This is a genomic window from Pseudomonas protegens, from assembly GCF_003363755.1.
Lineage (GTDB): Bacteria > Pseudomonadota > Gammaproteobacteria > Pseudomonadales > Pseudomonadaceae > Aquipseudomonas > Aquipseudomonas danubii.
Map to the genome: position 1 here is coordinate 6137820 of NZ_CP031396.1, position 18505 is coordinate 6156324.

Sequence of the window (18505 nt, forward strand, 5' to 3'; positions counted from 1 at the left end):
GCTGGCGGGTTGGCCCTTGTTCGAGTAGTGGAGTGATGCATGCGTAAATTGACCCTTCTGAGTACCAGCCTGCTGTTGTCTGCCCTGGCCGTTTCCACGGCCCAGGCTTTCGAGGCTGGCGACATTATTGTCCGCGCCGGTGCGGTGACGGTGGACCCGCGTGAGAGCAGCTCCAGCGTCAAGGTCGATCGCGGCGCCCTGGCCGGCACCAGCCTGGGGGGCAAGGCCAGCCTGGGCAGCGATACCCAATTAGGCTTGAACTTTGCCTACATGCTGACCGATAACCTGGCGGTGGAACTGCTGGCGGCGACCCCTTTTGAACACAACGTGAGCCTCAGTGGCACCGCTGGCGGCATTGCCGATGGCAAGCTCGGTTCCCTCAAGCACCTGCCGCCGACCCTGAGCCTGCTGTACTACCCGATGCACAGCAAATCGGCGTTCCAGCCCTATGTCGGGGCGGGGCTCAACTACACCTGGATCTACGATGAAAAGGTCGGCAGCCGGGCTTCCGCCGCAGGCTTCGACAACTTCCGCGCCGGCAACTCCTGGGGCTGGGCGGCACAAGTGGGCATGGACTACATGCTCACCGATCGGCTGATGCTCAACGCACAGATGCGCTACATCGACATCAATACCGATGCCTATGTGAACAACAGCCAGCTTGGGGTGCGCTCCAAGGTCAATGTGGATGTCGACCCGTTCGTGTACATGGTGGGCTTGGGCTACAAGTTCTAGGTGCTGCGCCGGGGCGCTGCGCCGAGGTCCAGCGTCCCTGGTCCGGTCAGCGTTTTTCAAGGGAATGTTTTTGTGACGCCATGGTCGACTCGATATGGCCCGCTCATGACCCGTCGCTTGTCGCCGACGTGCCCATGCGCCGGCCTCGGTGCGCGGCTCTGTCGCTTGAAGGCTCAGGGTTGGCGTTGACCCAGGGTCCATGACTTGTTGGAAGAGTCGATCATGCACATCATTGCAAGGCTTACCTGCTACGGTTTGATGCTCTACATCGCCCAGCTCCTGGCCGCCGAGCCGCAACCTGCGGTCCAGGAAGTCGCCGAGGACAAGGCCCAGGTCCTGGAGCAGAAGGTCGCGGACAAAGAGAGCCCCAAGGCCGAGACCCAGGCGGCCCCCATCACCAAGACGGAAGTCCAGGCCGTGGATCCCGCCGGACAGGCACCGGTGGACGATGCCATCACCTGTCTGTCGCGGACCCTGTATTGGGAAGCCAAAGGGGGGGAGTCTGCCGATATGGAAGCGGTGGCCGATGTGGTCCTGAACCGTCTGGGCCATGAGGGTTTTCCGTCTACCCTGTGCGAAGTGGTCAAGCAGGGCTCGGAAAAAAGTCCGTGCCAGTTCTCCTGGTGGTGCGATGGTCGCCCGGATCAGGTGCAAGAGGAGGGGCGCTATAGCCTGGCCAAGGAGATTGCGCGCAAGGCGCTGAATCAGCAGCTCCAGGACCGCACCGGCGGCGCCCTGTACTTTCACGACCGCAGCGTGTCACCGCAGTGGGCCAAGAGCTACATCAAGACCACTGAAATCGGCAATTTCCTGTTCTACAAACCCAAGGACCTGGCGGCGCGCTAATGGCGGGTCGAGCAGTCAGGGTACTTGCGGGTATTGATCGCAGATCTGGTGCCAGCTGGCCTTCATTGCCACGCAGTGGTGCTTCTGCTTGGGGGCCGTGAAGGGCGTATCCAGGGTGGCGATGGCGATTGAAATCCACTCGGCGTATTCACCTCGCACATTTTGCCAGAACAACGATGAGCCACAGTGGCAGCAGAACTGGCGCAGCACGCCTGGGGAGGATTCATAGCCCTTGAGGGCTGTGCCGGCGTCGCTGACGTGCAGATTCGCGCGCGGGGTGCTGGCGTAGGAGGCAAAGGCCGCGCCATGGCCTTTCTGGCACTTGCGGCAGTGGCAGTGGGTGACGGCTTTCAGTGCGCCGGACACTCGGTAAGTGACTGCGCCGCACAGGCAGCTGCCTTGATGGGGGATTTGCATGTTGTGAGGGATTCCGAGGTTTCAGGGCCATTCGCGCTGGAACCAGTCCAGTTGGGGGGGCAGAGTGGATGGGGACAATCAGGTCGAGGCCTGGAGGATGTCCAAATGCGCGCTGATGCTCAAGTGGGCAGTGCCGGCTTCCCAGGAATTTCTTTTCGCATTATTGAGCGACGGTAAGCTGTGGCGGGTGGCGGGGAACCTCTGGGGTCAGAGATCCGCCGCCCGTCTATTGCGCAACGTGTCGAGGGAAGAATCATGCTGCAGGCACTGGAAAACAAGGTTCCGCCCCCGCTGGTGGCGCTGGTCTTCGGCGGGCTGATGGGCGGTGCATCACTGGGGCTGCCGGGACTTGACCTGGCATGGAGCACACGCCTGTTGTTGGCGCTGCCCGTGATCGGGGCGGGTCTGCTGTTCGTCCTGGCGGGCGGGATCTCGTTCCGGCGTGCCCGGACCACAGTCAACCCCTTGAAACCCGAAGCGGCCTCAGCGTTGGTCACGTCGGGCATCTACCGCTACACCCGCAACCCGATGTATGTCGGCTTTGCCCTGTGGTTGCTGGCCTGGGGGCTGTACCTGGCCTCGCCCCTGGTGCTGCTGGGCGTCCTGGGCTTTGTCCTGTACATCAACCGCTTGCAGATCGCTCCCGAAGAACGGGCGCTCGGGCGGTTGTTTGGTGCGGATTTTACCGACTATCGACAGCGCGTGCGGCGCTGGCTCTAGGTCGCACGCCTCTGTGCTCGCGGCAGAGGCGTGACGGTTGTCTCAAGCCGCCACTTGCGCCTGAATCTGCAACTGGCCATCCACTTCGCGAGTCAGGCCGCTGGCGACGAACAGCGGCACCAGCAGCTTGTGCAGTTCGGGCTCGACGAAGTCCTTGACCGTCGCCAGGTCCAGCTCGCCGCTCACTGCAAGCTCGATCTTGGTGAAGGACAGCCAGGCTTTCTTCAGGGCCAGCAGCACGTCGCTGCCAGCGGTGCTGGCGAAGCGGCGGTGGGCCACGCGGCCGGCGAAGTTGAAGCTGTGCTGGTATTCATAGCCGGTTTCGTCACCCTGGCTGGCGACGCAGCGGCCACAGGTGCAGGGGCCGTCGGCGAAGGCGGCGCGCAGGTAGCTGTTGAAGTCGACGATGGGCTTGAGGGCCAGGCGCTTGTCGACTTCGAACAGGTCACCGGTCATTTTTGCTTCACTGCTCAAGGTCAGGTTCCTCAGGGTCGGGCGGTGTATTTCCAAGGGGCGCACCATACCAGCCGGATCGGCGCACGGGTACTTTTCTGGCGTTGAGCGGCCTGCCACATCGCGGCGTGCCCTTGGGCAAGGCCGATGACGCCCAGCATATGTTTGCCTGCATGCGTCAGCCGTCATGTGTGTCGCCGCGCCGCTCGATCATTCTCCGGCAAGCGTCAGGTAGCCGCGGATGGCGCGCATGACCCGGCGCTCCAGGTCCGGGGCGTCGGTTTCACCTCGCTCACCTGCGGCATCGATCATGCCGTGGGTCAGGGCGAACAGGTCGTGGGCCACCGTGACCACGTCATCGAGCACCCAAGGTGCATCGGCCAATTGCAGGGCCTGCACCAGGGTTTGATGAATGACCTGGGCCACTCGCTGATGGCGCTCCTGCAGCGGCAGCCGGCGCTCTTCGAAATCGATCACTCGGGCCAGTTCCGGCCGGCGCAACTGGTGGGCCACTGCGGCCTGGACCATGGCGCGGATGCGCTCCAGGGCGCTGCCGTGACTGCTCGCGTCGTGGACATCGCTGAGCAACTGCGCGGTCTCGCGCTCGATCAGCGCCACCGTCAGGGCATCGCGGTTGGGAAAGTACTGATACAGCGAGCCGATGCTGACACCGGCCCGTTGCGCCACGGCGTTGGTGGAGCAGGCGGTGAGTCCCTGGGTTTCCAGAATGCGAGCAGCCGCTTCCAGAATAGCCTCGACGGTGTGCGCCGAACGGCGCTGGCTCGGGGTTTTACGCGGGGTCAGAGGAGGGCTGGCAGGGTGTTTTGACATGGCGGCAATGCGAGTTTCAAAGGTGAGTGATGACTCGTATTCTGCTTGGGCAAGCAGCACTCATCAACCCTTTGTCTGTCAGGAGTCAACACCATGTCTGTCACCGTGCTCAGCGTATTCATGCTGGTAAAAACCACCCCGGAGTGGTTGGGGTTTCCGGTCGAGGAGCGCTTTCGCCTGTTGCGTACCCAGATGGAGCCGATTCTGCAACGGCATTCGGCCGAGGTATCGCTGCGCTTCTTCGATATCGAGTTCTACTCGGCGCGAGTCACCGATCTGTGGCTGTGGGAAGCCAGCAGTCACCATGCCTATGAGCTGTTGGTGGAGGAGTTGCGGGAGACGCCGTTCTGGGACCGCTACTTCTCGATAGTGGAAATCCTTCCCGGCGTGGAGAACGCCTACGCCAAGAACTATGAGCAGCAGCCCTTACTGGCGTCCTGAGTCGTTTGCGTCACTGAATCAGGTACCCTCCCGGATTTACGGGAGGGTTTTTGCATTGGCGGCTCATCAAACGCATCCGCCCCAGGCCGCTACAGCGCCGGCCGCGGCAACCGCAGCCATTCCTGCACCGCCGGCCGCTGCCATTGGCGCCGGGCATAGTCCACCAGGTTCGCGGGCATCGGGTCACCGTTGAGGATCAGCCGGTTGAGCATCAATGCCAGGTCGACATCGGCAATCGACCACTGGCCGAACAGGCAGTCACGGCCATCGGCCAACAGTGCTTGCGCCGTATCGATCAGCTTGGCCACCGCCGCTTCGGCGGGTGGCGACAGAGGTTCGCCCTTGCAGCCATAGAACACCACCAGGGTCGAGCGTTCCTGACGGATCGGCAGCAAGTCGCTGCGCAGCCAGGCCTGGACCTGGCGGGCCTTGGCTCGCTGTTGTCGGTCGAGGGGATAGACCGCGGGTTCAGGGAACAGCTCCTCCAGGTATTCAGTGATGGCCGAAGATTCGGACAGGGCAAAGCCGTTATGCACCAGGGTCGGCACCCGCTGGGTCTGGGACAGGCGGGCATAGTCCGGGGCGCGATTCTCACCGGCATCGAGGTCAAGGGGCATGAGTTCGAAGTCGATGCCCTTTTCCCGCAACGCCACGAACACTGACAGGGCATAGGGGCTGGTGAACTGGGCATCGACGTACAGGCGTGGACGGGCGTCGGTCACGGCGGGATCTCCAATGGGGGAACGGACACGCTAAGAGATCCCGGGCGATAAATAAAATGCGCGATTTTTATCCGTGCATTCCTCGCGGGAATACCGGCCGCTATCAAATGTCCTTGCCGAGAAAACTGTCGCTGTCCAACGGTGCCTGCTTGCGTGCCCTGAAGCGCCTGAGCAGCCGGCCGTCGATGGCCGCCAGGCCCAGGGCGATCATGCCCATGCCCAGCAGGTGCCTGGCGTGCAACTGCTCGCCCAGCACCAGGCAGCCCAGGACAATGGCGCTGATGGGAATCAGGAAGGTCACCAGCATCAGGTTGGTGGCGCCGGCGCTGGAGAGAATCCGAAAGAACAGCACATAGGCCAGGGCGGTGGACAGCAGGGCGATTCCCAGTAGCGCGCCCCAGGTGGCCAGGCTCGGCAGTGGCAGGTTCCAGGGCCGCTCCAGCAGCAGCGCCAGGGGGATCAGCAGCAGGCTGGAGGCGCAGATCTGACCGCTGGCGCTGAGCAGTGGGGCGACGCCCATGGCCTTGAAGCGCCGGCCGAAGACTCCGGCGAAGGCATAGGACAGTGCCGCACCCAGTACCGCCAACTGTGCCCCGAGATGATCCCCGAGGCCCGCCAGGGCATCGGGGCCGATCATCATCGCCACCCCGACAAAGCCGACCAGCACCCCTGCCAGTTTGTTGCCGCTGATTTTTTCATCAGTGGTCAGAACGTGGGCCACCAGTACCGCGAACAGGGGCGTGGTGGCATTGAGAATGGCGGCCAGGCTGCTGGCGATATGGGTCTGGCCCCAGACAATCAGGCCAAAGGGCAGCAGGTTGTTGAGCAGCCCCATGCCGAAGAACGCCAGCCACACTCGTCGGTCCCGGGGCAGTGACAGGCCGAGGATACGGATCAGCGTCAGCAGGGCGAGGGCGGCCAGGCTCACTCGCAGCATGACGATGGTCAGTGGCGGCAGCTCCTTGACGGCAATCGCGACAAAAAAGAACGAGCCACCCCAGAGGATCGACAGCACCAGCAATTGCCCCCATTCCATCACTCCCATGACTTTTTGCCTGGTCATGCCGCTTACTCCCACGTGTTTCAATGATTGAGTCCTGCTCGTCGATGCACGGACGCCTTGGCTATTTGAATGGCTGCCGTGTCGAATTATTCTGCAAGTTGCGACCGCGGACAAACGAGCGTTTTTCGCTCCATGGTTGAGGAGAGCTAAATCATGAGCATGGCCTTGCCGCCCCTTGCGGCACTGCGCGCATTTGAAGCCACAGCGCGTCATCTGAGCGTGACCCTGGCGGCCAGGGAGCTGAATGTCACCCCGGGCGCCGTCAGCTTGCAGGTCAAGGAGCTGGAGTCGGTGCTGGGTCTCGCGCTGTTTTTGCGCCGCCCCCGGCGCTTGATCCTGACCGCGGCCGGTGAGGAGTACTTCGCGACCTTGCGCACGGCCTTTCGGATGATGCGCGAGGCTACGGCGCAGATGGTCGGGCGTGTGCGTCTGGAGGTATTGGTGCTCAGTTGCACGCCGAGTTTCGCCACGCAGTGGCTGGTGCCACGGCTTTCGGGATTCGAAGCGCAGGCACCTGGGGTGGATGTGCGGATCAGCGCCTGCAACCGCCAGGTGGACCTGGCCCGCGATGGCGTCGATCTGGCGGTGCGCCACGGCTTTGGCCGCTATGAGGGGCTGCTCAGCGAACGCTTGCTCGATGACCAGTTGACCCCGGTGTGCAGCCCGCAGCTGCTGGGGCAGGACGCCGGCCTGACGGTCGCCGAGCTGGCAGGGCTGCCGTTGTTGCATGATGAGCATCGTCACGACTGGGCGCTGTGGCTGGCGGCGGCCGGGGCCGGGCAGATCGACGGTGGCCGGGGCCGGGTGTTCGTCGACAGCAATGGCGCCATAGAAGCTGCCAAGGCGGGTCTGGGGGTTGCCCTGGTGCGCCGCTCGCTGGTCCGCCGGGAACTGGCCGAGGGCTCCCTGCTGGCGCCGCTTGCCCAGGGTGTGGCCAGTGATCTGGCTTACTATCTGGTCTATCCGGCAGCGGCCCTGGAGCGACCCAATGTCGCGCTGTTGCGCCAGTGGTTGCTGGCCGAAGCCGGGCGCGGCGAGCCGCTGGCATAGTGCGTTGCGCCTGTACCGCATGACTGGCCAGCAGTGGCAGGCACTTTGCCTTGATCGATAAGGCAATCTGCTGGCCCCGCACTGGCCAAGGTATCGGCAAAATCACTTTATTTTCAGGTGGTTAGGTGACCGATAAATGCGCCATGTGTTGATAACGCTGACTTCCTGCGCCCTGCTGGGCGGGGCCGGGATGGCCCAGGCCAGAGAGCTGCAGGCCAATGACCGTTATGTGTGCAGTTGGGGCGCAGGCACTGCTGCCCGGGCTCAGGAGCTGAAGTTGTCCGGGGTGTCGCTGTACGCGGCGCGGCAGAAGATCCAGACCTACAAGTTCAGCAAGGGCTGGATGCGCATGATGGCCCTGGGGATCACCGAGCAGACCTACGACAGTGCCTCGCGGATCAGGCCCGAAGCCTTGCGCAAAAGCTTTTACGACGACTGTGTGCGGTATAAGTTGGCCCGTCGATAATCCACCGAGGCCTTTATGTCCACCCCCGTTTACTTCATGCAACAGGCCCTGCTTGCCGGGCGCCAGGCCTTGCCCGGCTGCCTGCCCAACCCGCCTGTGGGCTGTGTGCTGGTCAAGGATCGGCACATCGTCGGCCAGGGCTTCACCCAGCGCCCGGGCGAGCCTCACGCCGAGGCCATGGCACTCGCCCAGTGGCCCGGCGACTGCAGCGGGCTCACGGCCTACGTCACCCTTGAACCCTGTTCCTTCCAGGGCCGCACGCCATCCTGTGCGCGAACCCTGGTGCAACGGGGCGTGGGCCGCGTCGTGGTGGCAATGCTCGACCCCGATTCGCGCAACGCCGGTGCCGGTGTGCAGATCCTGCGGCAGGCGGGGATCGAGGTGCAGGTCGGGCTGCTGGCTGAAGAGGCCGCGCAGGACCTGTCGGCTTATCTGCTGGCGGGCGGGTATTGAGCCCGGCTGAGGTCCGCCCGTTCCAGGAGCCGCAGGAGCAACAGGCGGCCCGGGTCGGGGCGATCATCGCTGCCGATCCGCTGCGCTGGCAGTTGCTGCAGCAGGTGCAGGCCCTGGGGCTTGACGATTGCTGGATCGGCGCCGGTTTTGTCCGCAATGCGGTGTGGGATCACCTGCACGGCCGGGCCTGTTCGCCCCTGGACAGCGACGTGGATGTCATCTGGTTCGATCGCCAGCGCTGTTCTGCCGAGCTCGATCGACAACTGGAAGAGCAACTGCGGGCGAGCCATCCGGGGGTCGACTGGTCGGTGAAGAACCAGGCCCGGATGCACTTGAAGAACGGCGACCGGCCCTACCTGTCCAGCGCCGATGCCATGACCTACTGGCCGGAAACCGCCACCGCGGTCGCCGTCAGGCTGGGGGCCGAAGGGGCTTGTGAAGTGTGCGCGCCGTTGGGCCTCGATGATCTCTTGCGCTTGTTGATTCGGCCGACGACAGGTTTTGTCGAATCCAAGCGCCCGGTCTTCCTGGAACGGCTGCGGTCGAAGAACTGGCAGGGCAAATGGCCGTTGCTCAGGCTGGAGCAGGGCTGATCACTCCCGTCGTGCACTGGGTCCTTCCAGGGTGTTGAACCCGGCGGCCCTGGTGGTGAGGAGTAGGCCGCGATTCCCCGGGCAGTGCTTCTGATCCGTATTTTTCTCGCGTATCTGCGTCTGTTATCAGAACAGCCGAGGTTTGAAAATGGCGCGCCCGTCCGGCCTCCCGGCTGGAAACCGGGCCCGCTGCACCGCACACCTACTGTTCAGGAGGCCTGATGACTAAGATGGCGTTTTTCTTGTTTGGATTTTTAGCCTTGACCATCGCGATCGGTGCGCTTGCCACTATCTCTCCGACCTAGACCCCAAGCCGTTTGCAGCACCCGTCGCCAGGTAAGGCGCAAGCAGTGGCAGGCCTCTTGAGCCTGCCACTGTCGTTTCTGTCACTTGGCCCAACGCTTCGCTCCGGCCACGCACAGGATCACTGCCACTGTGACCCCGAGCATGCCCAGGCTGACCTGTTCATGCAGCAGGCCGGCGGCCAGGGCCAGGCCGAAGAATGGCTGCAACAACTGCAGCTGGCCGACGGCAGCGATCCCGCCTTGAGCCAGGCCGCGGTACCAGAAGACAAACCCGATCAGCATGCTGAACAGCGAGACGTAGCCCAGGCTGAACCAGGCCGGCAGGCTGATGCCGCTAAAGGAGGCCGGAGCGCTGAACAGGGTCAGGACCGCCATGACCGGCAACGACAAAACCAGGGCCCAGGAAATCACCTGCCAGCCTCCCAGGGTCCGGGACAGTTGCGCGCCCTCGGCGTAACCCAAGCCGCACACCAGCACCGCCAGGAGCATGAGCAAATCGCCCTGGGGCGACGCCGACAGTCCCTGGGACAGGGCATAACCCATTACCAGCAGGCTGCCCAGCACCGAGAACAGCCAGAACACCGGACGTGGCCGTTCACCGCCGCGCAATACGCCGAATACCGCGGTGGCCAGGGGTAGCAGGCCGAGAAACACGATGGAGTGAGCCGAGGTCACGTACTGCAGGGCCAGGGCGGTCAGCAAGGGAAAGCCCAGCACTACGCCCAGGGCGACGATGGTCAGGGGCAGCAATTGCTGCCTGCTGGGGCGTCGTTCCTTGAACAGCAACAGGATGCACAGGGCCAGGACCGCAGCGAGGGTGGCGCGGGCAACGGTAAGGAACAGCGGATCGAACTCCAGCACCGCGACCCGGGTCGCCGGTAGTGAGCCGCTGAAGATCAGTACCCCGATAAAGCCGTTCAGCCAGCCGCCGGCGGTATTTTCCAGCGGGGGGGATTGCAGGTGCGATGTCCGTTGCATTCAACAAGTGCTCACTACGGTTGGCAGGGGCAGGCCCGGGGTGGGGCTTGCGTCCAGCTCATCCTAGGATTGAAAATCAGCACAATCAAAAAATTGTCATGGATACAGCGCCAATGGCCCGCGCCCGCTACAAGCAGTTAGTCGATGTGTTCGCCGCCGATATCCGTCGCGGCGTGCTGGCCCCTGGCACCCGCCTGCCCACCCATCGAGAGCTGGCGGCCAGGGAAGGGCTGGCGTTGGTAACCGCCTCGCGGGTGTATGCCGAGCTGGAAGCCATGGGCTTGATCAGCGGCGAAACCGGGCGTGGCACCTTTGTCCGTGAAACCGCGCTACCGCCCGGACAGGGTGTAGATCAGCAGGCCACGGCGGCCGGAACCCTGGACTTGAACTTCAACTACCCGTCCTTGCCCGGGCAGGCAGAGTTACTGCGCGCAGCCTTGCGTCAGTTGGCGTCCTGCGGCGATCTGGAGGCCCTGCTGCGTTATCAACCCCACGCCGGCCGCAGCCATGAGCGGGCCACGGTGGCGCAGCATTTGGCGGGTCGCGGTCTGGCAGTGAAGGGCGAGCAGGTGCTGATTGTCAGTGGGGCCCAGCACGGCCTGGCGACCACGGTCATGGCCCTGCTCAAGCCCGGCGACGTGGTGGCCACCGATGCCCTGACCTACCCGGGGTTCAAGGTGGTGGCGGATGCGCACGGATTGGAGTTGCTGGCCATCCCATTGACGGCAGAAGGTCCGGACCTCGATGCCTTCGAGCGCTTGTGCCAGCGTCGGCGGGTAAGGGCGGTGTACGCCATGCCGACTTTGCACAACCCCATGGGCTGGGTGCTTGACCTGGCCTGGCGCCAGCGTCTGGTGGCCCTGGCCCGCCAGCATGGGTTGCTGATCATTGAGGACGCGGCCTACGCCTATCTGGCGGACGATCCACCTGCACCCCTGGCGGCCCTGGCCCCGGAAAGCACGGTGTACATCTCGGGTTTTTCCAAGAGTGTGGCCGCCGGGCTGCGGGTCGGCTACGTGGTGACCTCCGCAGACCGAGCGCCCTTGCTCGAACGCGCGATCCGCGCCACCACCTGGAACACCCCCGGGGTGATGACCGCCATGGCCTGTGCCTGGATCGAGGACGGCACCGTGGCGCGCCTGGAGCAGGAAAAACGTCAGGACGCCCAGGCCCGTCAGCATCTGGCTCGGGAGCTGTTGGCAGGGCTGGAGCATATCGGCCACCCCAACTCGTACTTCCTCTGGCTGCCTTTGCCCGAGGAAGTACGCGCCGATCAGGTGGCCATGGCGTTGCTGCGCGAGAACGTCTCGGTGTCTACCGCCGAGCCCTTTGTCTGCGCCGGGCCGGTGCCCCACGCCATTCGCCTGGCCCTGGGCTCGGTGGACCTGGCCGATTTGCCCGAGGCGCTGGCCAAGGTCCGGCAAGTGATCGCCCGTTACGCGTTCTGAAGCGGCACGTTCGACGCTTCGAACGTGCCGCTGACAACTGCTTTTTTAGAGCTTGAACTGGGTCACCAGCCCGTTCAGGTCCACCGCCAGCCGCGACAGTTCCTGGCTGGCGGCGTTGCTCTGGTTGGCCCCGGCCGAGGTCTGGGTCGACAGGTCGCGGATGTTGATCAGGTTGCGATCCACTTCCCGGGCGACCTGGGCCTGTTCTTCGCTGGCGCTGGCGATCACCAGGTTGCGCTCGTTGATCATGGTGATGGCCTGGGTGATCTGGTCCAGGGCCAGCCCCGAGGCGCGGGCCGCCTCCAGGGTCAGGTGTGCCCGCTCGTTGCTGTTACGCATGGCGCTGACCGCACCTTCGGTGCCTTCTTCGATGGTGTTGATCATGCTTTCGATTTCCTGGGTCGACTGCTGGGTGCGATGGGCCAGGGCCCGCACTTCGTCGGCGACTACGGCAAACCCCCGTCCGGCATCCCCGGCCCGGGCCGCTTCGATGGCCGCATTCAGGGCCAGCAGGTTGGTCTGTTCGGCAATCGAGCGGATCACTTCCAGCACCTGGCCGATATTGCGCACGTCCACTGCCAGGTGCTCGACCTGTTCGCAGGTCTGGGTCACGTCTGCCGCCAGTTGGCCGATGGAGTCCACGGTGTGTTGCACCTGCTCGCGGCCGTGGTGGGCGGTGCGGTCGGTTTCCTGGGAGGCCTCGGAGGTGCTCACCGCATTGCGCGCTACTTCCTCCACGGCGGCGGTCATCTCGTTGACTGCCGTGGCAGCCTGCTCCACTTCATTGCTTTGCTGGTGCAGGGTTTGACTGGAGTGTTCGGTGACCGCATGCAGTTCCTCGGCGGCGGAGGCCAGTTGGTTGGAGGAATCGGCGATCCGCTGCAGGGTGCCCCGCAGGCTGGCCTGCATGGTTTGCAGGGCTTGCAGCAGGCGTGCCGGTTCGTCCTTGCCGCTGACCGTGATGCTCTGGCCGAGGTCGCCGCTGGCGATGGTTTCCGCCACGGCCACGGCCTGGCCCAGTGGGCGCACGATGCTGCGGGTCAGCAGCAGGGCGAGGGCGATGGTCAGGGCCACCACGATCAGCATGATCAGCACGACCATGGCAATGGCGCCCTGGAACACCTCACTGCTCAGCTGCGCGGCGGCGACGCCACCCCGAGTGTTGGTGTCGATGATGTCCAGCAGCTCCTTGAGCATGGCGTCGGCCTGGGTCAGGAACGAACCGCCGTCGACGACATCGATGGCCGCTTCCTTGTGCCCCTGGCGCACCAGTTCCACCACCCGGTGCTGATCCTTGATGTAGGCCGCCTTGGCGCTGAGAAAGCGTTCATAGGCCGAGCGCTCCTCGGCCTCGGTGATCAGTTTCTCGTAAACGCCTTGCTGGCGATTGAGTTGCTCGTCGAGTTCGCCGACGCGCTTGAGCAGGGCCTTTACATCGTCGTGGTCACGGACCACCAGCATGCGCAGGGTGATGGTACGGATCTGGGTGCTGGTCAGGGCCAGGGCGTTGGCGGCGACAATCGATGGCTGCCAGTTCTGGTCGACCTCAAGGGATTGCTGGTTCATGCGCCGCATTTCCAGCAACGAGAAGCCCCCCAGGCCCAGTGCCAGCAGGGCGATCAGGGCGAAGCTGAACCCTGCGCGGCGGGAAATATTCATCGTTCTCAAGAGCATGACTGTGTTCCTTGTGGCGGCAAAAAGTACAACCGGCGAAGCGAGTCGCGGTTTGCATCTGTGCGGTGCGCTGTGGAGCGAGGCTTCACGGCACCGTCGGTTTTTGCACACAAGGTCGGCGGTAGGCGCATCTGATCGGCGCCTTAGCCAGGGTTTTCCAGGGGGGACAGGAGGCACGGCCGGCCTGGAAAACCCGCCGATGATATCACGATGACATCTATTTGCGGGCGCCTGGCCCGCAGCTTTCAATGGGCTTCGGTGTGCAGGAAGCCTGCGATGGAGCGGGCACTGGTCACTGGGTCGACTTGCATGAAACAGTGCTGGCCGTCGATCACCTGGGTGCTCAGGTGCCGGTTGAGGGCGGCCCAGCGTTTGATCGAGCGGGCGACGTAGGGGTAGCTGTCGCGCCCGTGGATCACCAGGGTCGGGGTCTGCACCCGGCGCAGGGATCGCCACAGGCGCCGCGGGAAGCTGCTGAAAATGTCCACCTCGCGCTCAGGGGAGCATTTGAGCGCTACGCCTTGACCGTCGTCTTTCAGACCGTGCTCGACATAGGCGTTCAGGGCCTCGTCGCTCCAGCCCTTGAAGATCCCCCGGTTGGCCAGGGCGGCCTTGGCCGAGGCGCGGTCCGGCCAATGCTGGCGGCGGGCAGCGGCCTTGCGAGCCAGGGTATGGCGACGGTTGAGGCCCAGGGCCGAGAGCAGCCTCAGGGAGCTGATCATCGACGGGCTGAAAATCACCGGGTCGAGCATCACTGCCTTGGCAAACAGCTGGGGGCGTTCGGCCACGATCAGACTGGTGAGCACGCCGCCAAAGCTGTGGCCGACGGCGTAGCGGGGCACGTCACCGTAGGCCTTGAGCCCGGCCTCGAAGGCTTCGGCCGCCAGTTCTGCGGTGCGATTCCAACCCACAAACGGGCCGCCATGATCGCTATCGCCATGGCCCTGGACGTCGCTGAGCCACAGGTCGAAGGATTCGGCCAGCAAGGCCAGCAGCGGACGATAGGCCATGGAGCAGAAGCCGTTGCCGTGGAGGAAGTGCAGCAACGGTTTGCCCGAAGGTTCGGAGCGCAGGCCGCGCAGGGTGAAGCCTTCGGGGCAGGGGTAGGACCAGGGGAGCAACTGCATGGGGCCTCTATTCGAGCGGTGATCACAGCCGGGCATTGTCGATGGCGCGGCCCTTGAGTCAAGGGCCGATCCTGACCGAGTCCAGCACTACGCGGTCTTGAGCTGGCGAAACGACAGGCTGATGCGTTCACCGGCATTCGGGGCCTTGGGGATCGCGTGCAGCCAGTGTTTCTGCAGTTCGTCCGACATGTGCAGCAGCGAGCCGCTGGCCAGGCTGTAGTCGAAGGTGGCGCCGCTTTCCTTGTGGCGAAAGACCATGGCCCGGGCGTGACCCAGGGAGACGATCACCACCCCGGTGCCTTCCACCAGTTGCTCGTTGGCATCGGAGTGGAAGCCCATGGAGGATTGGCCGTCCGGATAGAAGTTGAGCAGGCAGTTGTTGGGGCGAAAGCCCAGCAACTGCTCGATCGGCCCGCACAGCTGCTCCAGCGCCTGGGGCATCGGCACCGCCGGGTAGGTGATCTGCGAGTAGTCGTAGGGCGCGCCGAAGCTGGCGGTCTTGCGGGCACGCATGCGCTCGTCCCATTGCACGCCCTGCTTGAGGTGGTTGAACAACCGCTGCGGGTCGGCGATGAAGTCGGGGAAAAAGTCGATCTCGGGTGGATTCATAAAAGCGCTGCCTGTGGGGGAAGGAGGGCCATTGCCAGAGGGCAGGGCCCGGTCCTTATCGGTCCGTGATGTGTGCCTGGAGGGTGCCGCCTGCCACCGACTGGATGAAGTGCGCGGCCCTGGCGCCCAGGTCCGCCGCAGAAGCGCGGATCAGCAAGACCAGGGGCTCCCGGGACAGCGGGTCGATGTCCAGGCGTTGCTCGGGGGAGGCGCGCAGTATCAGGGTCAACTCGGTCCACTGCTCGTCGTCGGGGGTTCTGCTGTCGCCATCGGAGTCCACATTGCAACCGGCGCCCCACAGGTGTTCGGCGACTCGGTAGAAGGCCGGGCGTGGTCCGGGATGATGGAGAAGCAGGGAGGGCGCTGAAGGCATGAGGTCCGGCTCGGGCGAGGTGGCGTTCCAGGTCGGCAACGGTATCTCGTCGCCGGCGCTCGGCGCAACCCGGCAGCGGGCTGGCCGCTGCGCTCAGCGCCTTTGTTCAGCCACCATTGGCACTGAGGATGCTCGCCACCTGACGCGGCTGGCAATTGAGGTAGGCCGAGGATTTCAGCCAGCGCTGGTCCGGATACCAGGAAAACATGAACTGGCCATCCTTGAGCTTGTCTATCACCTGGCGCGCCACTTGCGGGCGTACCGCCGGGCAGCCCTGGCTGCGGCCGATGCGGCCCTGGCGCTGGCTCCACAAGGGGTTCACGTAGTCGGCGGCATGGATCACGATGGCCCGGTCCCGGGCCCGATCATTGAAGCCGGGCTCCAGGCCGTCCATGCGCAAGGAGTAGCCGTGGCTGCCTTCGTAGCTCTCCTGGGTGCGGAACAGGCCCAGGCTGGATTGATAGCTGCCCAGGCGATTGGAGAACTGGGTGGCGAAGTTTTCCCCGGACTTCTGTCCGTGGGCCACCAGGTCGCGCAGCACCAGTTTTTTGCTGCGCAGGTCGAAGATCCACAGGCGCCGCGCGGTGGACGGTTGCGAGTAGTCGATCACCGCCAGGTGCCGGGCCTGTCGGGCACCACTGTTGACCGCGCATTGCATGGCGTTCAGGGCACTTTTCAGGGCCTGGGGATTGAGTTCCGGTGCGGCGTGAGCGAGGCTGCTGTACAGCGCGGGAGCGGGTTTGCTGGCGGCGAAGGAAGGACTGCAAAAGGCGCCCAGGGCGATAGTCGCCAGGCAGATTCGGCACAAGAAGTTCAACATGTTTAGAGCATCCCCATGATCACTTTAGCTCCTGACGTCCTGTCGTTCCCCCGGCAGTCTGGTCTATATGTTTAGATCCCAGGCCTGATTGTTCCCCATCTGCCGTAACGGTTGGCCAACGCACTGAAGGCCACGGATTGGAGTAAAGCAGTTGTTCAAAAAAACCGCATGTTACTTGAGCCTGTGCCTGCTCGCTGCGCCATTGGTCGCGCTGGCCGAGGACCCTGCGCTGGCGCCGCCCAGTGCGCTGCAACTGACGTTGACCCAGGTGGCGGTGGCTTGCCCGGCACTGAGTCCACGCCTGGATGCTTCCGCACAACTGCTGTTGCAGGCGTTCTACCGCCAGAACGGCGAGCAGCCGGTGTGGTCCGCCGAGCATCGGCTGGCCAGCTTGCAGGCGCAATTGGCCCAGGTGATCGATGACGGCCTGGATCCGGAGCACTATCGGCTGCCGGTGAGCAGCGCAGCAGGGGATGAGCTGTGCACCGATATCGCGATCAGTCATCAGTACCTGCAAGCCTTGCAGGACCTGCACTACGGTCGCCTGTCACAGAGCCGCTTCGAGCCCTTGTGGCGGGCCCAGCCGCTGGCGGACGATCGCCAGGCGGCGTTGCTGGCGATGGCCGTGCCCGGGCTGGAGAACCTCGCCGGCGCCTTCGATCAGGCCCGTCCGAATCTTGAGCAATATCGCAACCTGCGCCAGGTTTATGCCCGTGAACGCCAGCAACCATTACCCCGTTGGCAGGCGGTAGCCAGTGGCCCGCTGTTGCGTCCGGACATGCAGGACAAGCGAGTCCCGGAACTGGCCCAGCGCCTGTACCTGGGCGGCTTTCTGCCAAGCCCCGAGGTCAGTGACGATAATACCTACAGCAGTGACCTGGTAAACGCGGTGAAAAATTTCCAGCTCAGTCATTCGCTGCAGGCTGATGGCGTGATGGGGGCGGGCACCCTCAAGGAGCTGAATATCAGCCCGGCCCAGCGCCGTGAGCAACTGCGCATCAACCTTGAACGCCTGCGCTGGCTGGCCCAGGATTTCGAACCCAATATCGTGTTGGTCAACGTCGCGGCCGCGCAACTGACGTTTTATCAGGACGATGCGGTGGTGTGGCAGACCCGCACCCAGGTCGGCCGTGCCGAGCGTCAGACCCCGCTGTTGAAGTCCCAGGTCACGCGCTTGACCCTGAACCCCACCTGGACGGTGCCGCCGACCATTCTCAAGGAAGACAAACTGCCGGAAATCCGCCGTGACCAGGGCTTCCTCAATCGTCAGAACCTGCAGGTGCTGGACGCCAATGGCCAGCCCCTCGCGCCCGAGGATGTCGATTGGGAGCGTCCCGGCAATATTCTTCTGCGCCAGGGGGCGGGCCCGCGCAACCCCTTGGGGCGCATCGCCATCCGTTTTCCCAATCCGTTCTCCGTGTATTTGCACGACACCCCGAGCCAGGCGCTGTTCAGCAAGGGGCCCCGTGCCTTCAGTTCCGGCTGCGTGCGGGTCGAACAGGCGCTGCAACTGCGCGACTGGTTGCTGAGCCCGGCGGAGCGACTGCGCACCAACGAACTGCTGGCCACCGGCCTGACCCATGAATTCCGCCTGGCCAGGCCGGTGCCGATTCTGCTCAGCTACTGGACGGTGCAAGCCGACAGCCATGGGCAACTGCTGTATGCGCCGGACATCTATGGGCACGACGACGTCCTGTCCAGCGCCTTGGGTAGCAAGCTTCTGTAGGTGCTAGCCCAGGTGCAACGCGCCGCCGCGAGTGGCGGGTTTGAGGTATCTTGTGCGGCCTTTTTTTCCTTGCTCAAGGTCCTTCATGCCACTCGACAAACGCCGGCAAGCCGCCATGGAACGCCAGCTGGCCGCCACCCTGACCGAAGCCTGCGAGGCCGCCAAGGCAGAGATCGTCGGCTTTTCCTGGTTGACCCACGAAGTGAATTACGCCGCCTTTCCGGCAAGCCTGGTGGTGGCCTGGATCTTCGACACCCAGGCCCACAAGGAGCAGGCCCTGGCGGCGGGCCAGGGCTCACGGATGATTGAACTGACAGCCCGCGCCTTGGGCGAGGCCGATGTGCGTCTTGAGTCATTGGCGGCCCATGTGTTCTTCGACAGCGAGGAACAATGCCGGCGGATCAATGGCGGCGATTGGGCGCAACGCCTCAAGCGCCTGCGTCCGGGGCGGGGTTGAGCCATGGCCAAGGAAATCGACAACCCCTGCATCGCCCTGTGCCAGCTCAGCGGCGACCTGTGCGTGAGTTGCGGACGGACCAAGGACGACATCCGCAAATGGAAGCGCATGAAGCGCCCGGAAAAGATGGCCGCCGTGCAGCGGGCCAGTGCGCGGCTAAAGGCCTTGCAGAAAAAGAAGGGTTGAAGGCCGCTTCAC

At 64.2% G+C, this 18505-nt stretch carries 23 protein-coding genes and 1 pseudogene; 12 read left to right on the top strand and 12 right to left on the bottom strand.

The annotated features are described in order from the left end of the window. Positions 1–39: 39 nt before the first annotated feature. A complete protein-coding gene (locus DWF74_RS27860) occupies positions 40–735 on the top strand; it encodes an OmpW/AlkL family protein (RefSeq protein ID WP_102864246.1) in 696 nt (231 codons plus the stop codon). A gap of 222 nt (positions 736–957) precedes the next feature. Then, positions 958–1581, top strand: a complete 624-nt coding sequence (locus DWF74_RS27865) for a cell wall hydrolase (protein ID WP_115582157.1) — start codon at positions 958–960, stop codon at positions 1579–1581. A 15-nt stretch (positions 1582–1596) separates the two neighbouring features. On the opposite strand, the gene DWF74_RS27870 is transcribed toward DWF74_RS27865, so the two are convergent. Further along, positions 1597–1998: a GFA family protein gene (locus DWF74_RS27870; RefSeq protein ID WP_102864248.1), complete on the bottom strand. Its 402-nt coding sequence runs from the start codon at positions 1996–1998 to the stop codon at positions 1597–1599. Between the two features lie 258 nt (positions 1999–2256). Between DWF74_RS27870 and DWF74_RS27875 the strand changes: the two genes are divergently transcribed. After that, positions 2257–2718, top strand: a complete 462-nt coding sequence (locus tag DWF74_RS27875) for a methyltransferase family protein (RefSeq protein WP_115582499.1) — start codon at positions 2257–2259, stop codon at positions 2716–2718. 42 nt (positions 2719–2760) lie between these two features. Here the strand turns inward: DWF74_RS27875 and DWF74_RS27880 are convergent, their stop codons facing one another. Together DWF74_RS27880 and DWF74_RS27890 are read right to left on the bottom strand one after the other, a co-directional pair. Continuing rightward, entirely contained in the window at positions 2761–3174 is a 414-nt protein-coding gene (locus tag DWF74_RS27880) for a hypothetical protein (RefSeq protein WP_372342463.1), read from the bottom strand. 207 nt (positions 3175–3381) lie between these two features. Further along, positions 3382–4002, bottom strand: a complete 621-nt coding sequence (locus DWF74_RS27890) for a TetR/AcrR family transcriptional regulator (RefSeq protein WP_102864249.1) — start codon at positions 4000–4002, stop codon at positions 3382–3384. A 93-nt stretch (positions 4003–4095) separates the two neighbouring features. Between DWF74_RS27890 and DWF74_RS27895 the strand changes: the two genes are divergently transcribed. Further along, positions 4096–4443 carry a darcynin family protein gene (locus tag DWF74_RS27895; protein ID WP_240321974.1) on the top strand — a complete coding sequence of 116 codons (348 nt, stop codon included), beginning with the start codon at positions 4096–4098 and terminating at the stop codon, positions 4441–4443. An 89-nt stretch (positions 4444–4532) separates the two neighbouring features. Here the strand turns inward: DWF74_RS27895 and yfcF are convergent, their stop codons facing one another. After that, positions 4533–5165 (bottom strand): glutathione transferase, encoded by a 633-nt coding sequence (gene yfcF / locus DWF74_RS27900; protein ID WP_102864250.1) that lies wholly within the window; start codon positions 5163–5165, stop codon positions 4533–4535. Positions 5166–5268: 103 nt separating this feature from the next. Further along, positions 5269–6228, bottom strand: coding sequence for a DMT family transporter (locus DWF74_RS27905; protein WP_162884134.1), 960 nt, complete (start codon positions 6226–6228; stop codon positions 5269–5271). A gap of 153 nt (positions 6229–6381) precedes the next feature. On the opposite strand from DWF74_RS27905, the gene gcvA reads away from it, so the two are divergent. The 4 genes from gcvA (at position 6382) to DWF74_RS27925 (ending at position 8790) form a co-directional block, all read left to right on the top strand. Then, entirely contained in the window at positions 6382–7278 is an 897-nt protein-coding gene (gene gcvA / locus DWF74_RS27910; protein ID WP_115582158.1) for a transcriptional regulator GcvA, read from the top strand. Between the two features lie 136 nt (positions 7279–7414). Beyond that, positions 7415–7744: a hypothetical protein gene (locus tag DWF74_RS27915; RefSeq protein ID WP_115582159.1), complete on the top strand. Its 330-nt coding sequence runs from the start codon at positions 7415–7417 to the stop codon at positions 7742–7744. Between the two features lie 15 nt (positions 7745–7759). Continuing rightward, positions 7760–8197, top strand: a complete 438-nt coding sequence (ribD, locus tag DWF74_RS27920) for a bifunctional diaminohydroxyphosphoribosylaminopyrimidine deaminase/5-amino-6-(5-phosphoribosylamino)uracil reductase RibD (RefSeq protein ID WP_102864254.1) — start codon at positions 7760–7762, stop codon at positions 8195–8197. Beyond that, entirely contained in the window at positions 8194–8790 is a 597-nt protein-coding gene (locus DWF74_RS27925; protein ID WP_102864255.1) for a nucleotidyltransferase family protein, read from the top strand. Before ribD ends, DWF74_RS27925 begins: the two co-directional genes overlap by 4 nt. A 386-nt stretch (positions 8791–9176) precedes the next feature. On the opposite strand, the gene DWF74_RS27930 is transcribed toward DWF74_RS27925, so the two are convergent. Then, positions 9177–10073, bottom strand: a complete 897-nt coding sequence (locus DWF74_RS27930) for a DMT family transporter (protein ID WP_115582160.1) — start codon at positions 10071–10073, stop codon at positions 9177–9179. A 113-nt stretch (positions 10074–10186) separates the two neighbouring features. Between DWF74_RS27930 and DWF74_RS27935 the strand changes: the two genes are divergently transcribed. Further along, positions 10187–11521: a PLP-dependent aminotransferase family protein gene (locus DWF74_RS27935; RefSeq protein WP_115582161.1), complete on the top strand. Its 1335-nt coding sequence runs from the start codon at positions 10187–10189 to the stop codon at positions 11519–11521. A 45-nt stretch (positions 11522–11566) separates the two neighbouring features. On the opposite strand, the gene DWF74_RS31130 is transcribed toward DWF74_RS27935, so the two are convergent. The 6 genes and pseudogenes from DWF74_RS31130 to DWF74_RS27960 all read right to left on the bottom strand — a co-directional run bounded on the left by DWF74_RS31130 (position 11567) and on the right by DWF74_RS27960 (position 16124). Beyond that, entirely contained in the window at positions 11567–12430 is an 864-nt protein-coding gene (locus tag DWF74_RS31130) for a methyl-accepting chemotaxis protein (RefSeq protein ID WP_416760326.1), read from the bottom strand. Positions 12431–12472: 42 nt separating this feature from the next. Then, positions 12473–13195 (bottom strand): annotated as a pseudogene (locus DWF74_RS31135) (MCP four helix bundle domain-containing protein); the annotation flags it as partial. 245 nt (positions 13196–13440) lie between these two features. Then, positions 13441–14322, bottom strand: coding sequence for an alpha/beta fold hydrolase (locus tag DWF74_RS27945; RefSeq protein ID WP_102864259.1), 882 nt, complete (start codon positions 14320–14322; stop codon positions 13441–13443). A gap of 87 nt (positions 14323–14409) precedes the next feature. Continuing rightward, a complete protein-coding gene (locus DWF74_RS27950; RefSeq protein ID WP_115582163.1) occupies positions 14410–14931 on the bottom strand; it encodes an alpha-ketoglutarate-dependent dioxygenase AlkB family protein in 522 nt (173 codons plus the stop codon). 55 nt (positions 14932–14986) lie between these two features. Continuing rightward, on the bottom strand, positions 14987–15343 hold the full coding sequence (locus tag DWF74_RS27955; protein ID WP_240321975.1) for a hypothetical protein: 357 nt from the start codon (positions 15341–15343) through the stop codon (positions 14987–14989). 67 nt (positions 15344–15410) lie between these two features. After that, positions 15411–16124: a murein L,D-transpeptidase catalytic domain family protein gene (locus DWF74_RS27960; protein ID WP_115582164.1), complete on the bottom strand. Its 714-nt coding sequence runs from the start codon at positions 16122–16124 to the stop codon at positions 15411–15413. A 151-nt stretch (positions 16125–16275) separates the two neighbouring features. Between DWF74_RS27960 and DWF74_RS27965 the strand changes: the two genes are divergently transcribed. The 3 genes from DWF74_RS27965 (at position 16276) to DWF74_RS27975 (ending at position 18493) form a co-directional block, all read left to right on the top strand. Then, positions 16276–17850: a L,D-transpeptidase family protein gene (locus tag DWF74_RS27965; protein WP_115582165.1), complete on the top strand. Its 1575-nt coding sequence runs from the start codon at positions 16276–16278 to the stop codon at positions 17848–17850. An 85-nt stretch (positions 17851–17935) separates the two neighbouring features. Continuing rightward, positions 17936–18307, top strand: coding sequence for a hypothetical protein (locus tag DWF74_RS27970; RefSeq protein WP_162884135.1), 372 nt, complete (start codon positions 17936–17938; stop codon positions 18305–18307). 3 nt (positions 18308–18310) lie between these two features. Further along, positions 18311–18493 (top strand): DUF1289 domain-containing protein, encoded by a 183-nt coding sequence (locus DWF74_RS27975; protein WP_102864264.1) that lies wholly within the window; start codon positions 18311–18313, stop codon positions 18491–18493. Positions 18494–18505: the final 12 nt, after the last annotated feature.

What these genes read in the sequence shown, in the direction of transcription:
- DWF74_RS27945 (WP_102864259.1), bottom strand. Translation starts at nt 14,322, where the DNA reads ATGCAGTTGCTCCCCTGGTCCTACCCCTGCCCCGAAGGCTTCACCCTG.
- DWF74_RS27970 (WP_162884135.1), top strand. Translation starts at nt 17,936, where the DNA reads ATGCCACTCGACAAACGCCGGCAAGCCGCCATGGAACGCCAGCTGGCC.
- DWF74_RS27975 (WP_102864264.1), top strand. Translation starts at nt 18,311, where the DNA reads ATGGCCAAGGAAATCGACAACCCCTGCATCGCCCTGTGCCAGCTCAGC.
- DWF74_RS27895 (WP_240321974.1), top strand. Translation starts at nt 4,096, where the DNA reads ATGTCTGTCACCGTGCTCAGCGTATTCATGCTGGTAAAAACCACCCCG.
- ribD (WP_102864254.1), top strand. Translation starts at nt 7,760, where the DNA reads ATGTCCACCCCCGTTTACTTCATGCAACAGGCCCTGCTTGCCGGGCGC.
- DWF74_RS27880 (WP_372342463.1), bottom strand. Translation starts at nt 3,174, where the DNA reads ATGACCGGTGACCTGTTCGAAGTCGACAAGCGCCTGGCCCTCAAGCCC.
- DWF74_RS31130 (WP_416760326.1), bottom strand. Translation starts at nt 12,430, where the DNA reads ATGCAGGCCAGCCTGCGGGGCACCCTGCAGCGGATCGCCGATTCCTCC.
- DWF74_RS27860 (WP_102864246.1), top strand. Translation starts at nt 40, where the DNA reads ATGCGTAAATTGACCCTTCTGAGTACCAGCCTGCTGTTGTCTGCCCTG.
- DWF74_RS27950 (WP_115582163.1), bottom strand. Translation starts at nt 14,931, where the DNA reads ATGAATCCACCCGAGATCGACTTTTTCCCCGACTTCATCGCCGACCCG.
- DWF74_RS27890 (WP_102864249.1), bottom strand. Translation starts at nt 4,002, where the DNA reads ATGTCAAAACACCCTGCCAGCCCTCCTCTGACCCCGCGTAAAACCCCG.
- gcvA (WP_115582158.1), top strand. Translation starts at nt 6,382, where the DNA reads ATGAGCATGGCCTTGCCGCCCCTTGCGGCACTGCGCGCATTTGAAGCC.
- DWF74_RS27960 (WP_115582164.1), bottom strand. Translation starts at nt 16,124, where the DNA reads ATGTTGAACTTCTTGTGCCGAATCTGCCTGGCGACTATCGCCCTGGGC.
- DWF74_RS27935 (WP_115582161.1), top strand. Translation starts at nt 10,187, where the DNA reads ATGGCCCGCGCCCGCTACAAGCAGTTAGTCGATGTGTTCGCCGCCGAT.
- DWF74_RS27905 (WP_162884134.1), bottom strand. Translation starts at nt 6,228, where the DNA reads ATGACCAGGCAAAAAGTCATGGGAGTGATGGAATGGGGGCAATTGCTG.
- DWF74_RS27865 (WP_115582157.1), top strand. Translation starts at nt 958, where the DNA reads ATGCACATCATTGCAAGGCTTACCTGCTACGGTTTGATGCTCTACATC.
- DWF74_RS27915 (WP_115582159.1), top strand. Translation starts at nt 7,415, where the DNA reads ATGCGCCATGTGTTGATAACGCTGACTTCCTGCGCCCTGCTGGGCGGG.
- DWF74_RS27870 (WP_102864248.1), bottom strand. Translation starts at nt 1,998, where the DNA reads ATGCAAATCCCCCATCAAGGCAGCTGCCTGTGCGGCGCAGTCACTTAC.
- DWF74_RS27930 (WP_115582160.1), bottom strand. Translation starts at nt 10,073, where the DNA reads ATGCAACGGACATCGCACCTGCAATCCCCCCCGCTGGAAAATACCGCC.